Origin of the sequence: Kribbella sp. CA-293567 (assembly GCF_027627575.1) — a bacterium.
Taxonomy (GTDB): Bacteria; Actinomycetota; Actinomycetes; order Propionibacteriales; family Kribbellaceae; genus Kribbella.
The window spans coordinates 3,025,470-3,039,507 of record NZ_CP114065.1 but is presented as its reverse complement, the minus strand read 5'-3'; the positions used below and the strand labels follow the sequence as shown (position 1 = coordinate 3,039,507).

Annotated in this window: 11 protein-coding genes; 5 read left to right on the top strand and 6 right to left on the bottom strand. The window is 68.9% G+C overall.

Going from position 1 to position 14,038, the window contains the following annotated elements; translation table 11 throughout:
- Positions 1-8: 8 nt before the first annotated feature.
- The 5 genes from OX958_RS14380 to OX958_RS14360 are packed head-to-tail and all read right to left on the bottom strand — an operon-like array spanning position 9 to position 5,373.
- Entirely contained in the window at positions 9-785 is a 777-nt protein-coding gene (locus OX958_RS14380) for an enoyl-CoA hydratase (RefSeq protein ID WP_270137975.1), read from the bottom strand.
- Entirely contained in the window at positions 782-1,690 is a 909-nt protein-coding gene (gene mmsB / locus OX958_RS14375; protein ID WP_270137973.1) for a 3-hydroxyisobutyrate dehydrogenase, read from the bottom strand. The genes OX958_RS14380 and mmsB overlap by 4 nt, the downstream gene beginning before the upstream one ends.
- Complete coding sequence (locus tag OX958_RS14370; RefSeq protein WP_270137971.1) at positions 1,687-2,730, bottom strand: enoyl-CoA hydratase/isomerase family protein; 1,044 nt, start codon at positions 2,728-2,730, stop codon at positions 1,687-1,689. Before OX958_RS14370 ends, mmsB begins: the two co-directional genes overlap by 4 nt.
- Positions 2,727-3,869 (bottom strand): acyl-CoA dehydrogenase family protein, encoded by a 1,143-nt coding sequence (locus OX958_RS14365; RefSeq protein ID WP_270137969.1) that lies wholly within the window; start codon positions 3,867-3,869, stop codon positions 2,727-2,729. Before OX958_RS14365 ends, OX958_RS14370 begins: the two co-directional genes overlap by 4 nt.
- Positions 3,870-3,873: 4 nt before the next feature.
- Positions 3,874-5,373: a CoA-acylating methylmalonate-semialdehyde dehydrogenase gene (locus OX958_RS14360; protein ID WP_270137967.1), complete on the bottom strand. Its 1,500-nt coding sequence runs from the start codon at positions 5,371-5,373 to the stop codon at positions 3,874-3,876.
- Between the two features lie 330 nt (positions 5,374-5,703).
- Here OX958_RS14360 and OX958_RS14355 point away from each other — a divergent pair, with 330 nt between their 5' ends.
- The 5 genes from OX958_RS14355 to OX958_RS14335 are packed head-to-tail and all read left to right on the top strand — an operon-like array spanning position 5,704 to position 10,502.
- Positions 5,704-7,278, top strand: a complete 1,575-nt coding sequence (locus tag OX958_RS14355; protein ID WP_270137965.1) for an ABC transporter substrate-binding protein — start codon at positions 5,704-5,706, stop codon at positions 7,276-7,278.
- A complete protein-coding gene (locus OX958_RS14350; protein WP_270137963.1) occupies positions 7,266-8,252 on the top strand; it encodes an ABC transporter permease in 987 nt (328 codons plus the stop codon). Before OX958_RS14355 ends, OX958_RS14350 begins: the two co-directional genes overlap by 13 nt.
- Positions 8,249-9,109 (top strand): ABC transporter permease, encoded by an 861-nt coding sequence (locus tag OX958_RS14345; protein ID WP_270137961.1) that lies wholly within the window; start codon positions 8,249-8,251, stop codon positions 9,107-9,109. The genes OX958_RS14350 and OX958_RS14345 overlap by 4 nt, the downstream gene beginning before the upstream one ends.
- Complete coding sequence (locus tag OX958_RS14340) at positions 9,106-9,912, top strand: ATP-binding cassette domain-containing protein (protein WP_270137959.1); 807 nt, start codon at positions 9,106-9,108, stop codon at positions 9,910-9,912. The genes OX958_RS14345 and OX958_RS14340 overlap by 4 nt, the downstream gene beginning before the upstream one ends.
- Positions 9,906-10,502: an ABC transporter ATP-binding protein gene (locus tag OX958_RS14335; RefSeq protein ID WP_270137957.1), complete on the top strand. Its 597-nt coding sequence runs from the start codon at positions 9,906-9,908 to the stop codon at positions 10,500-10,502. Before OX958_RS14340 ends, OX958_RS14335 begins: the two co-directional genes overlap by 7 nt.
- Before the next feature lie 60 nt (positions 10,503-10,562).
- Here OX958_RS14335 and OX958_RS14330 read toward each other — a convergent pair whose 3' ends face one another.
- Positions 10,563-14,030: a sugar-binding protein gene (locus OX958_RS14330; RefSeq protein WP_270137955.1), complete on the bottom strand. Its 3,468-nt coding sequence runs from the start codon at positions 14,028-14,030 to the stop codon at positions 10,563-10,565.
- Positions 14,031-14,038: the final 8 nt, after the last annotated feature.

Here is a 14,038-nt window from a genome sequence, read left to right as displayed (position 1 = left end):
GGCTGAGCTCAGCGGTGGGTGAAGTCCGGCTTCCGCTTCTCCACGAAGGCCGTCATCCCCTCCGTGCGGTCGTCCAGCGCGAAGGTCGCATGGAAGGTACGGCGCTCGAACAGGATGCCTTCGGCAAGTGACGACTCGAAGGACCGGTTGACTGCCTCCTTCGCCACATAGACCGCCGGCAACGACATCCCGGCGATCTTGTGCGCCACCTCGGCCGCCTCGGCCAGCAGCGCGTCCGCCGGTACGACGCGGGACACCAGCCCCGCCCGCTCGGCCTCCTCGGCGCCGATGGTGCGACCGGTCAGGATCAGATCCATCGCCTTCGCCTTGCCGATCGCCCGGGTGAGCCGTTGCGAGCCGCCGATCCCCGGGATGACGCCGAGGGTGATCTCGGGCTGGCCGAACTTCGCCGTGTCGGCGGCGATCAGCAGATCGCAGATCATCGCCAGCTCGCACCCGCCGCCCAGCGCGTACCCACCGACCGCCGCGATCAGCGGCGTCCGGACGGCGGCGAGCCGGTCCCAGGCGGTGAACCAGTCCGACAGGTACATGTCCTGGTAGGACTGCGCCTGCATCTCCTTGATGTCGGCGCCCGCGGCGAACGCGCGCTCGGACCCGGTGATCACGATCGCACCGACCCCGCGGTCGGCGTCGAGTTCGGTGGCGGCGGCCACCACCTCGTGCATCAGCGCCTCGTTCAGCGCGTTCAGCGCCTTCGGCCGGTTCAGCGTGATCGTCGCGGTCCGCCCGTCGCGGGTGACGACGATGTTCTGGTGGTCGCTCATGCTGTGCTCCCGTCACGGATCTCGTTCACGATGGCCGAGAAGTCCAGTGCCGATCCGTTGCCGTCGGCAAACTCCCGGTAGAGGGCGGCCGCCAGCGCGCCGAGGTTGGACGTCGTACCGGTGCTCTCGGCAGCCTGTACGGCGAGGCCGAGGTCCTTCGCCATCAACGGCGCGGCGAAGCCCGGCTGGTAGTCGCGGTTGGCCGGGCTGGTCGGCACCGGGCCCGGCACCGGGCAGTTGGTGGTCAGCGCCCAGCACTGGCCGGACGCGGTCGAAGTCACGTCGTACAAGGCCTGATGGGTGAGTCCCAGCTTCTCGCCGAGGACGAAGGCCTCGCTCACGCCGATCATCGAGATGCCGAGGATCAGGTTGTTGCAGATCTTCGCGGCCTGCCCGGCCCCCGGCTCACCGCAGTGCACGATGCGGCCGGCCATCGGCTCGAGGATCCGCCGGACCGCGGCCAGGTCGTCGGCCAGCGCGCCGACCATCAGCGTCAGCGTGCCCGCCGTCGCGCCGACGACTCCACCGGACACCGGCGCGTCGAGTGCGCGGTGGCCGGCCTTCACCACCAGCGCGGCCGCCTCCCGCGCGTCGGACACGGCGATCGTCGAGCAGTCGACGAAGAACGCACCAGCCGGCGCCGCCGCCAGCAGACCGTCATCGCCCTGGTAGACCTCAAGCACGTGCCGCCCGCTCGGCAGCATCGTGATGACCACGTCGGCCTCGGCCACCGCCTCCGCCGGAGTCGCGGTGAGTACTACGCCCGCTGCGGCTGCCGCCGACCGAGCAGAGTCGAGCGGATCGTAGCCGGTGACAGTGAACCCCGCCTTGACCAGATTCGCGGCCATCGGGCCGCCCATGTTGCCCAGTCCGATGAAACCGACCGCCGTCCCCGTGATGCTCACAGCGCACTCCCCAGCTCGTCGTCACCCAGCGAAACGAAGTACGCGGCCACCGCTTCCTCCGGTACCTCGTCGATACTCGAAGGCACCCACTGCGGATTGCGGTCCTTGTCGATCACCTGCGCCCGCACGCCTTCGAGGAAGTCGTGCGATCCGTGGAAGCGCGCCGACAGCCGGTACTCCTGGTCCAGCGCCTCGCGCAGCGTCGGGAGATCCGCCGCGCTCCGCAACGCCCGCAGCGTCACCTTCACCGACGTCGGCGACTTGGCGGCGATCACTCCGGCCGTGTCCCTCGCCGCCCCGGACTCCGAGGACTCCAGCCGGGCAAGGATCTTGGACGCGTCGTCACCTTCGTAGGCAGCGTCGATCCAGTCACGATCCGCGAGCAGCGCCGACTCCGGTGCCGGTTCGGCGACGGCGGCGAGCGCGTCGGCCGGCGCCTTCGTGGCCAGCTCGGCGATCAAGGCAGGCAACCGGTCGCTGGGCACGTACCAGTCGGCCAGCCCCACGGCGATCGCGTCACCCGCCCGCACCGAACCGGCCGTCAACGCCAGATGCGTACCGAGCTCACCCGGCGCGCGCGACAGCAGATAGGTGCCACCGACATCGGGGAAGAAGCCGATCCCCGTCTCCGGCATCCCGATCTTCGACCGCTCGGTGACCACCCGCACGTCGGCGTGCGCCGACAGCCCGATCCCGCCACCCAGCACGATGCCGTCCATGATCGCGACGAACGGCTTCGGATAGTCCGCGATCGTCGCGTCCAGCCGGTACTCGTCGGCCCAGAAGTCCAGCGACGCGGTCCCACCGGCCAGGCCGTCCCGATAGAGGGAGACGATGTCGCCGCCCGCGCACAGACCGCGTTCACCACTCCCGGTCAGTACGACGGTCCGCACCTCCGCGTCATCGGCCCAGGAGCCCAGCGTCGACTGGATCAGCTTCACCATCTCGTGGGTCAGCGCGTTGATCGCCCGCGGCCGGTTGAGCACGATGTGCCCGGCCCGCCCGACCCGATCGAACAGCACCGGAGCTTCGTCGTTCATGCGGCCTCCTCGACCAGGGCTCGTCCGACGATCATCCGCATGATCTCGTTGGTTCCTTCCAGGATCTGGTGCACCCGCAGGTCGCGGACCACCTTCTCGATGCCGTACTCACTGAGGTAGCCGTACCCGCCGTGCAGTTGCAGAGCGGTGTTGGCGACGGTGAACGCCGCGTCGGTGACGAACTGCTTGGCCATGGCACACAGCTTCACAGCATCCGCGGCGCCCTCGTCGAGCGCCTTGGCCGCGTGGTGCAACAGGCACCGCGAGGCCTGCAACTCGGTCTCCATGTCGGCCAGCCGGAACAGCAACGCCTGCTGGGTGATCAACGGCGCACCGAACGCCGTCCGGGTCTGCAGGTGCCGGATCGCCTGTTCGAGCGCCCACTGCGCCCCGCCCAGCGAGCAGGCGGCGATGTTGAGCCGGCCGCCGTTGAGCCCGCGCATCGCGATCCCGAAGCCGTCCCCCTCGGCGCCCAGGCGCTGCTCGGCAGGCACCCGGACCCCGTCGAGGATCACCTGGCGGGTCGGCTGCGCGTGCCAGCCCATCTTGTGTTCGTTGGCGCCGAACGACAGGCCCGCGGCATCGCCGGGCACGATGAACGCGGTGATCCCGCGCGGCCCCGGTACGCCGGTGCGCGCCATCACGACGTACACGCTGGAGGCGCCGGCGCCGGAGATGAACTGCTTGACCCCGTCGAGCACGTACCCGTCACCGTCGCGCCGAGCGGTCGTGCGCAGAGCTCCGGCATCGGATCCCGCGTCGGGCTCGGTCAGGCAGTAGCTGCCCAGCCCCTCCATACCGGCCAGGGTCGGCACCCAGCGCCGCCGCTGTTCGCCGGTACCGGCCTGGTCGATCATCGCCGTCACCATGTTGTGGATCGAGACGTACGCCGCGATCGTGGTGTCGCCGCGGGCCAGCTCCTCGAAGATGGTGACCGCGTCGAGCCGGCCGAGACCGGACCCACCGACGTCCTCACCGACACAGATGCCGCCCAGTCCGAGGTCACCCGCCCGCCGCAGTACGTCGACCGGGAAGTGCTTGGTCCGGTCCCACTCGACCGCGTGCGGCGCGAGCTCGCTCTCGGCGAACTTGCGGACCTCCCGCGCGATCGCCTGCAGTTCCTCGTTGTCCGTGGCCATCGGGTCAGCTCATCGTCGGGATGACGAAGCTGGCACCCTCTTTGGCGCCGGACGGCCACCGCGACGTGACCGTCTTGGTCTTGGTGTAGAAGCGGAACGAGTCGGGACCGTGCTGGTTCAGGTCACCGAAACCGGACCGCTTCCAGCCGCCGAAGGTGTGGTACGCGATCGGCACCGGGATCGGCACGTTGACCCCGACCATGCCGACGTTGACCCGGGCGGTGAAGTCGCGGGCGGTGTCGCCGTCGCGGGTGAAGATCGAGACGCCGTTGCCGTACTCGTGCTCGCTCGGCAGCCGCAGCGCGTCCTCGTAGGTGTCGGCGCGCGCCACCACCAGGACCGGCCCGAAGATCTCCTCGTCGTAGATCCGCATGCCGGGCCCGACCCGGTCGAAGAGCGTCGGACCGAGGAAGAAGCCCGACTCGTGGCCGGCCAGCACGAAGTTGCGGCCGTCGACCAGCAGCTCGGCGCCCTCCTCGACACCGGCGGCGATGTAGTCGATCACCCGTTGCCGGGCCTCCGCGGTGACCAGCGGACCGTAGTCGGCCTTCTCGTCCAGGCTGTGGCCGACCGTCAGGTCGGCGATCCGCTCCTTGAGCTTCGCCACCAGGGCGTCGGCGGTCTCCTGCCCGACCGGTACGGCGACCGAGATCGCCATACAACGCTCACCGGCCGAGCCGTAACCGGCCCCGATCAGCGCGTCGGCGACGTCGTCGAGATCGGCGTCGGGCATCACGATCATGTGGTTCTTGGCGCCACCGAAGCACTGGGCCCGCTTGCCGTTCGCGGCCGCGGTCTCGTAGATGTACTGCGCGATCGGGGTCGACCCGACGAAGCCGACCGCCCGGACGCGCTCGTCCTCCAGCAGCGTGTCGACGGCTTCCTTGTCCCCGTTGACGACGTTGAACACCCCGGCCGGCAGACCCGCTTCGAGGAACAGTTCGGCGATCCGCAACGGCACCGAGGGGTCCCGCTCGGACGGCTTGAGGATGAAGGAGTTGCCGGCCGCCAAAGCAGGTCCGGCCTTCCACAGCGGAATCATCGCCGGGAAGTTGAACGGCGTGATGCCGGCCACCACCCCGAGCGGCTGGCGCAGCGAGTAGACGTCGATCCCCGTTCCGGCGCCGCTGGTGAACTCCCCCTTCAGCAGGTGCGGTCCCCCGGCGGCGAACTCGATCACCTCGAGGCCGCGCTGGATGTCGCCCTTGGCGTCGGGAACGGTCTTGCCGTGCTCACTCGACAGGGTCCGCGCCAGCGACTCCAGGTCGCGGTTGACCAGGTCGAGGAACCGCAGCAGCACCCGTGCCCGCCGCTGCGGGTTCCACGCGGCCCACTCCAGCTGAGCCCGCTCGGCGTCGTCGATCGCTGCCACGACCTCGGCCTTGCTCGCCAACGGCACCCGCGCCTGCACGGCTCCGGTATTGGGATCGAAGACGTCGGCGAACCGCCCCGAGGTCCCCGCCGCGTGCTGCCCGGCCACGAAATGGCTCAGCTCGTTACTCAACGTGTCTCTCCCGTACGTCAGGGCTCAACTACTAGGACGGCCGACTATATAGCTGGACGTCCTACTAAATCTCCGTGATCTACCGCACCCCTCCCCAGCCCACCCCCTCCCCTGCCCGCCCTCCCCACGTCGCAGAGTTACCCCAGCGAGTGGATGGTTACCCCCGGTTCGAACCGGGGGTAACCCACTACCCGCTGGGGTAGGTCTGCGGCGGGGGGCTGAGGGGTGGATTGGCAGTTGCGATCGAGTCGCATCTAGAAGTAGGTTTACCGGTCGGTGCGAGCGGCTGGAGGGTCCGTGGTGAGTGGGGGCAGGAAGTGGTCTGCAGCGGTGGCGGTACTGGCTGCGTCGGCGGTGCTGACCGCCTGCATGTCCGGTGCCGATTCCGGCAGCAGTTCCGGCGGTACGGCGGACGAGCTCCGGCTGGCGATCGGCGGTGAGTCGGAGGACGGCTATGACCCGACTCTCGGCTGGGGCCGGTACGGATCACCGTTGTTCCAGTCGACGCTGCTCGCCCGGGACGCCGAGCTCAAGGTCGTCAACGATCTCGCCACCAAGCACTCGGTCAGCGCCGACGGGCTGGTCTGGACCGTTGACCTGCGCAACGACGCCGAGTTCAGCGACGGCCGGCCGGTGACCGCCGAGGACGTCGCGTACACCTTCAGCACCGCGGCCAGAAGCGGCGGGCTGACCGATGTCACCGCGCTCGCGAAGGCAGTTGCCCTTGACAACGACACCGTCGAGCTGCGGCTCAGCCGACCGCAGAGCACCTTCGTCAACCGGCTGATCTCCCTGGGCATCGTGCCGAAACATGCCCATGGCAAGGATTATGCCCGCAAGCCGATCGGCTCCGGGCCGTTCACCTTCGTCCAGTGGGACGAGGGCCAGCAGCTGATCGTCCAGCGCAACGACGCCTACTACGGCACCAAGCCGGCCTTCCAGCGGGTCGTGTTCACCTTCACCGCGGAGGACGCCACCCTGGCGGCCGCGAAGGCGGGTCAGGTGGCGATGGCCGCCGTCCCGTCGGGGCTGGCCAGGACCACAGCGCCGGGGATGAGGCTGGTTCCGGTGCAGTCGGTCGACAACCGGGGCCTGATGTTCCCCACCGTTCCGGACACCGGCCAGAAGTCGAAGGCCGGTCTGCCGATCGGCAACGACGTCACCTCCGACCAAGCGATCCGGCAGGCGGTCAACTACGCGGTCGACCGCGACGCTCTGGTGGAAGGCGTCCTGGAGGGCTACGGCTCCCCCGCGACCGGGCCGGTCGACGGCATGCCGTGGTACGAGCCGGCCTCGGCGATCCAGGACAACGACCCGGCAAAGGCGAAGGCGATCCTGGACGCGGCGGGCTGGATCGACCGCGACGGCGTCCGCGAGCGCAACGGCGTCAAGGCGGCTTTCGCCTTGCTCTACCCGGCCGACGACACACTGCGGCAGGGACTCGCGCTGAGTGTGGCCGACATGCTCAAGCCTGTCGGCATTCAGATCAAGGCGCAGGGCGTGGCCTGGGACGTGATCGACAAGCGCAAACACGTCGACGCCGTACTGTTCGGCTGGGGCAGCCACGACCCGAGTGAGATGTACAACCTCTACTCGTCGGCGCAGGCCGGTACGGAGTACTGGAACACCGGCTTCTACTCGAACCCCGTAGTGCAGAAGAACCTCGACGCGGCGATGGCGGCGACCACCCAGGACGCCGCGACGAAGTACTGGAAGGCCGCGCAGCGCGATGCCGACGGCAACGGGTTCGGTCCGTCCGGCGATGCCGCCTGGGCCTGGCTGGTCAATCTCCAGCACACCTACTTCGTCAGCGACTGCCTGGACATCGGCAAGCCGCAGATCGAGCCGCACGGCCACGGCTGGCCGGTCACGGCCGGCATCACCGGCTGGCGATGGACTTGCTGACCAACGTTGTGGGCCGGCTGGTCAGGCTGTTGTTCCTCCTGGCGGCCGTGGCCGCGGCGTCGTTCGCGCTGATGATGGGCTCCCCGGTCGATCCGGTGGACGCCTACGTCGGCGCGGACATCGCCGCGATCGGGCCCGAGCAGCGCGCCCAGATCGCCGAGCGCTGGGGTTTGAACGACCCGCCACTCGAACGGTTCGGCAGCTGGCTGTCGCAGGTCGTCCGCGGCGATCTCGGCCAGTCGCACACCTTCAACCAACCCGTCGCCGACGTGATCGCCGGCAAGTTCCTGACCAGCCTCGCCCTGATGGCGGTCGCCTGGTGCCTGTCGGGAGTGATCGGTTTCGGCCTCGGTCTCGTCGCCGGTCTGCAACGGGGCCGGTGGGCCGACCGAGCCATCACCTGGTGGGCGTACACGCTGGCGTCGGCGCCGACCTTCTGGGTCGGGCTGCTGCTGCTCTACGCGTTCTCGGTGTCGTTGCAGTGGATGCCGGTGTGCTGCGCCGTACCGGTCGGTCAGCTTGCCGGCGAGGTCGGCATCCTCGACCGGCTGCACCACTTGCTGCTCCCGGCTGTCACGCTGAGCCTGGTCGGTATCGCGCCGGTGGTGTTGCACACCCGGCAGGCCGTCGCCGTCGCGATGTCGAGCGACTACATCGCCTTCGCCCGGGCCCAGGGTGAGAGCACCACCGGCCTGGTCGTCCACCGCGTACTCCGCAACGCCGCCGGCCCCGCCTTGCTGCTTCAGTTCAGCTCGCTGGGTGAACTCTTCGGCGGATCGCTGCTCGCCGAGCAGGTCTTCTCGTACCCCGGCCTCGGCGCGGCGACCACGGCAGCGGCCCTCGGGCAGGACGTCCCGCTCCTGCTCGGGATCGCTTTGTTCACCACCGTGTTCGTCTACACGGGCAACCAGCTGGGTGATGTTCTGCACGGACTGCTGGATCCGCGCACGCGGCAACTGGAGGTGGCCCGATGACCGATCTGGTGGTCGGTGAGGTCGAACGGCGCGGCTGGTTCGGCGACCGGCGACGCCGCACTCTCGGCTACCTCGGGCTCTCGCTGACCGTCGTCGTCGGGGTCGCGATAGCGGGCACTCTGTCGGTCGACGCGGCGGGCGGCACCGAGCTTGCCGCGCGCAACCTGAGGCCGTCGTGGCAGCATCTCTTCGGCACCGACCGCCTCGGCCGCGACATGTTCGCCCGCGTCCTGTCCGGCTTGCGACTCAGCCTTGTCGTCGGGGTCTCCGCCGCACTGGTGTCCGGCGTGCTGGCCATGGTGATGGCCTGTGCCGCGGCGGTCGGCGGGCGGGTGGTGGATCGCGCGGTCACCTGGCTGGTCGACCTCTTCCTGGCGCTTCCGCACCTGGTCCTGCTGATCCTGCTCGCCTTCGCGCTGGGCGGCGGCACCCGAGCGGTCGTCATCGCGGTGGCTGTCACGCACTGGCCGACCCTGACCCGCGTACTGCGTGGGCATGCCCGCCAGCTCGTCTCGTCGGACTACGTCGCGATGTCGCGGCAACTCGGTCGCGGCCGTTGGTGGATCGCCCGCCGGCACGTGGCGCCGCAGCTGGTCGGCCACTTCCTGGTCGGTACCGTCCTGTTGTTCCCGCACGCGATTCTGCACGAGGCCGCCCTGTCGTTCCTCGGCCTCGGCGTGGACCCTGCCGAGCCGTCGATCGGCGTACTGCTGGCGGAGTCGATGCGCTTCCTGTCGGCCGGAGCCTGGTGGCTCGCCGTACTGCCCGGTCTTTGTCTGCTGGTGATCGTCAAGCTGGTCGACGCCATCGGTGAGAACACCAGGGCCCTCCTCGATCCCCGGAGTCATCACCTGTGAGCCCGCTGCTGAGCATCAAGGAGCTGACCGTCTCGTTCGTCCAGTACGAGCGCGGCCTGCGGCGACGCGAGGTCGTCGCGCTGGCGGGAATGGACCTGACGGCCGAGCGGGGCGAAGTGGTGGCACTGGTCGGCGCTTCCGGCGCGGGCAAGACGTTGCTGGCACACGCAGTACTGGGGATGCTGCCGCCGAACGCCGCCGAGACCGGGACGATCACGTACGACGGCGTACCGCTCGATTCGGCTGCCCGAAAGAAGCTTGCCGGTCGTGAGATCGCGCTGCTGCCTCAGTCTGTCGACTACTTGGATCCGGTGGCGAAGATCGGCCGGCAGGTACGCCGTTCGGCTCAGCTCGCGGGGCATGCGGACGCCCGTCGAGTGGCCGCGACAGCGTTGGCGGGCCGCGGCCTCGGGCCTGAGGTGCTCGACCGCTATCCCCACGAGTTGTCGGGCGGCATGATCCGCCGGGTGCTGGTGTCGATGGCCACTATGGGTGACCCGCACCTGGTCATTGCCGACGAGCCGACCCCGGGTTTGCCTCCGGCCGATGTGGCCGGCGTGCTGCAGGAGTTTCGGGGGCTGGCGGACGGCGGGCGGGCCGTCGTACTGATCACTCATGAGCTTCGAGGCGCCCTCGAAGTCGCCGACAAGGTGGTGATCTGCCGGGAAGGCAGGACGATCGACACCGCCGCTCCGTCAGCCTTCACCGGTGACGGCGATGGTCTGCTCAACCCGTACACAAGAGCGTTGTGGCGGGCCCTACCAGGAAACGGCTTCAAGCTGCCGGAGGAGCAACCGTGCTGACCGCCAAGGACCTCTGGTTCCGCTACGACCGTCGCCGACCGTGGATCGTCCAGGACATCTCCCTGTCCGTCGCTCCCGGCGAGATCGTCGGCCTCTGCGGCCCGAGCGGCTCCGGCAAGAGCACCATCGGCCGCCTGCTCGCGGGCCTGCTAACTCCGGACCGGGGCGAGATCCTGCTGGACGCCGACCGCGTCGGCCCCCATCCCGTCCAACTGGTTCTGCAACACCCCGAACGCGCGATGAACCCGCAGTGGCGGGTCCGCGACATCCTCGCCGAGAGCGGCGCCGAGCCGGCCGAGCTCGAGGCCGTCGATCCCGAACTGGTCCGTCCCGAGTGGCTCGGCCGCTTCCCGCACGAGATCAGCGGCGGCGAACTCCAGCGCGTCAACCTCGCCCGCGCTCTGCTCACCGACCCGGCCTACCTCGTCGCCGACGAGATCAGCGCCAGCCTCGACCCGATCACCCAGGCCCGCATCTGGCACCTCCTGCTCGAGCAAGCCCGCACCGGTGACATCGGCGTACTGGCTATCTCGCACGACCAGGACCTCCTGGCGGCTGTCACTGATCGCGTGATCCTGCTCGACGGGTAGCCACGACGTGCCGGACCTGCGCTGCCGACTTGATCGGACGGCAGCGCAGGTCCGAATGGCTCAGCGAGTGGCGGCTGCCGGCATCTCTTTGCGCAGGGTGATGGTCACCCGGGTGGTGCCGGTCGGCACGAAGACCGTGCCGGCCGCCTCGTCGACTTGTGCGTCCTTGACCGAGACTCCTGCGACGTTGTTCTTCAGTGCCGGGAGCTCGATGCTGTGCCCTGGCACCCGATCGCCGGTCAGCTCGATCGACACCGTCCTGCCCGAGGTGGTCAGCCGGTAGCCGACCCGCTTGCCATCGGCAACCGGATAGTTGTCAATGGCAATCTTCTCGTTCTTGCGGACCCACTCGTCCGGTACGCCGCGGCCGATCACCAGCGAGCCGTCGGCCTTGGCCGCGATCAGCGAGTCGAACAGCACCTTCGTGTTGGTGGACTGGCCCCACATGTGCTGGTTCGAACCACCGCCACCGCGGGCGTGGCCGACGTCCCACGGCGACTTCGCGTCCGGGTAGTCGACACCTTCCCACCAGCCGAAGGGTCCGCTCATCGCCTGGTCGATCATGAACTGGTAGCCCTTGATCCCCAGGTCGCGGTACTTCTCGCCCCGCAGGGCCGCGCTGCCGTAGCCGGCGTTGTAGGCGCTGGAGAAGTAGCCGTGCGGGTAGCCACCGAAGTTGTAGATGGTGTCGGAGACGTCCTTGCGGCGGTCGAACCCGTGGGTGTAGGTGTCGTCGATCTTGTCGAACATCGTGCCGGTCTGCTCGGCGCCGAACAGGTAGCCGTCCCAGGCCCAGCGGCCGAACAGGAACATCGAGGCCCAGTTCGCGTCCCGGGGGTCCTTGCGCGGCCCGGTCTCGTTCGGTTCGATCATCGAGATCGGCAGGTAGTCCAGGTCGTACTGCTGCATCGTCTGGTCGATCCGGGCGGTCGCCACCCGGAGCAGGTCGTCGTACTCCGCCTTGGCCCAGGCCGCTTCCTGCGTCTCGCCGAGGGCGGTGGCCAGGTAGCGATAGGTGGTCAGCCCGGCCAGCGCGGACCAGTTGTCGATCGTCCAGTAGCCGAGCGAGTCGATCGCGAAGGTCTGCTTGATGATGCCCTTGCCGCCGTCGATCCGGTCGGTCTCGATCATGTGGGTGTTCTTCTTGATCGTCTCGAACTTGCTCCGGACGAACTCCTTGTCGCCGGTGCGCTGCAGGTACAGGGCGTACGGCCAGCTGTACTTCCACTTGGCGTCGTCGTACTGGAGCTGGGCCGGCAACGTGGCGAGGTACTCCTGCGCGTAGCTGAAGTCGCCGATCGTCAGCAGGGTGGCGACGATCCCGATCGTGTCGTGGTCGAACATCTCGTCGTAGCCGTTCTCGCCCACGTGCAGCCGCTTCGCGCCGTCGATGTCGTCGCGGATGATCAGGGTGTAGATGTAGCCCGCCTTGTAGGCGTTGACGAGCCGCTCGTCCGGCAGCTTGGTGATCTGGGCGATCGCCGCCAGCCGGTTGTTCCAGTAGCTGCGCATGTTCTTGTAGTGCTTGTTCAATGCGCCGGCCTGCTGCAGTTGCTGCGCGGAGGGCCAGTCGTAGGCGGCACCGAACCGGTCGGCGGCGACCGCGTAGTCGCGGACGACGGTCTGGCCGGCACCGATGGTGGTCACGGCCGGAGCTGCCGCGGCGTTGAGCGGGGTCAGCAGGTTCGACACCCGCGGCAGGCGCCCCTCGGCCGTCGTCGTGTTCGTGACGGTCATCCGCGAGTAGGCGACCTCGAAGCGGTTGCCGCCGATCACGACCAGATCCGCGAAGTTCTCGACCTTGGTCTGCAGGCCGTCCTTGGCGTACTCGCTGACGAAGGCGGGCAGGTACCCCTCGGCGTTCGACCACTTGATCTTGCCGGGAACGTTCGGGACGCCGAACGTGATCAGCGCGTTCCCCCGGCTGCGGAGCCGGTAGCTGCCGTCGATGAAGGCGATCGGCGCGTTCAGGTCGCCTTCCCAGCCGAACGACGAGGTGAGACCGGGATAGGTCACGTTCGTGTACTCCGCGCCGGCCGCCGAGGCCTGGGCCTCGTCGAAAGCTGCCTTGAGGAGCAGGTGAGTCAGCCGCAACTCGTTGCGGTCCGCCGTACCGTCCGCGATCAGCGCCGTCGCGGAAGCGATCTCAGCGTCCAGCTGCTGCCGCGCGGCCTCGCTGGCGGCGTTCAGGTCCGCTGCCCCGATCTGGTCCAGCAGCGCTCGCGTCAGGTCGCGGTACGCCGTCGCCGAGGTCTCCGCCTGGGTCACGCCGGCCAGCGTGACGTTGCCGGAGGCATCGATCTTGCGCTGCACCTGGGCGGTGATCCGCGCCGAGTCGCCGGCGCCGAGGGTGAGTTCGAACAGCCTGGTGACCGATCCACCGGTGCTGACCAGATCGCTGCTCACGTACGCCGGGGCCGAGGCGCCGTTCAGGTAGACGGAGACCGTCGCGGTCGAGCGCCAGGCGCCGGACACGAAGCGGACCGTACGGCCGCTCGGCGCCGCGGGAACGGTGAGGTCGTAGCCGTAGGGTGCCGTGAGATCCACGCCGACCATCGCCGGGTTGGAGCCGTCGACGAAGAAGATGCCACCCTGGCGGCTGCCCGACTGGGTGTCGGTTGGCGTTCCCTTGGTCCACGAGTAGGTCACCGGGTTGTCGTTCTGTGCTCCGATGGCGGCGCCTGCCTGCCGGTTCGCGACCGCGAGACGAGGAGTTCCAGCCGGTACGACGGCGCGACGGTTGATCGTCGATCCGTCGAGATGCAGCCAGTCGCTCGGCCCTTCGGCGGCGAGATCCATCGAGACCGGTGGCGCTGTCGCGGTGAAGCCCGGCCCGTCCACCGGTGCCATCCGTGAGAGTGCGACAGCGGACAACGACACGTTTCCGGCCGCTTGGAGCTTCTCGGTGAACCTGGTGGTGACGACAACGCCCTCACCGGGACGGATCGTCACGGTGTAACGCTTCACGGCAGGGCTGTCACTCGCGCTGATCTTCGTCGTGTACGCCGTACCGCCGCCGTCCGCCGCCGCAACGGTCACGGTGCCGCGTGCTTGCCAGACACCACCGACGAACACCAGTCGTCGGGGCGAGTCGGCAGGCGCGACAGTGATCCGGTAGCCCGCTTCGTGTGCGGTGGCGTCGCCGACCGTGGAGTTGTCGTAGTTGAAAACTCCCCCGGTGGTGATCCCGGAGGCCGACGGGGTGGCGGTTCCGTCCGACCAGCGGAAGGCCACCGGGCTGTCGCCCAGAGTGGTCTGCCCGGCCGCGGGATAGAGATTGTCGACCGTGATCGACGGAGTCACTGCCGCCTTGCGTTCGGTGGCCGTCCCGGTCAGGTGGACCCAGTCGAGCTCGCCGTACGTGGTCAGGTCCATCGCGCCGGCCGCCCCGGTACCGTTCGGGAGGGTCTCGGCGTTCACCACGAACGGGTTGGACGGCGGCGCCGATGCTGCCGGCAACGACGTCAGGGCGGGTAACAGCAGCGCCCCGGCGGTGATTGCCGCAAGCAACTTGATTCGGGTCCTCATCGGTGTCC

Bases quoted from the DNA above. Each gene is read 5' to 3' on its own strand.
- OX958_RS14345 (WP_270137961.1), top strand. From the start codon at position 8,249: ATGACCGATCTGGTGGTCGGTGAGGTCGAACGGCGCGGCTGGTTCGGC.
- OX958_RS14370 (WP_270137971.1), bottom strand. From the start codon at position 2,730: ATGAACGACGAAGCTCCGGTGCTGTTCGATCGGGTCGGGCGGGCCGGG.
- OX958_RS14350 (WP_270137963.1), top strand. From the start codon at position 7,266: ATGGACTTGCTGACCAACGTTGTGGGCCGGCTGGTCAGGCTGTTGTTC.
- OX958_RS14330 (WP_270137955.1), bottom strand. From the start codon at position 14,030: ATGAGGACCCGAATCAAGTTGCTTGCGGCAATCACCGCCGGGGCGCTG.
- OX958_RS14380 (WP_270137975.1), bottom strand. From the start codon at position 785: ATGAGCGACCACCAGAACATCGTCGTCACCCGCGACGGGCGGACCGCG.
- OX958_RS14365 (WP_270137969.1), bottom strand. From the start codon at position 3,869: ATGGCCACGGACAACGAGGAACTGCAGGCGATCGCGCGGGAGGTCCGC.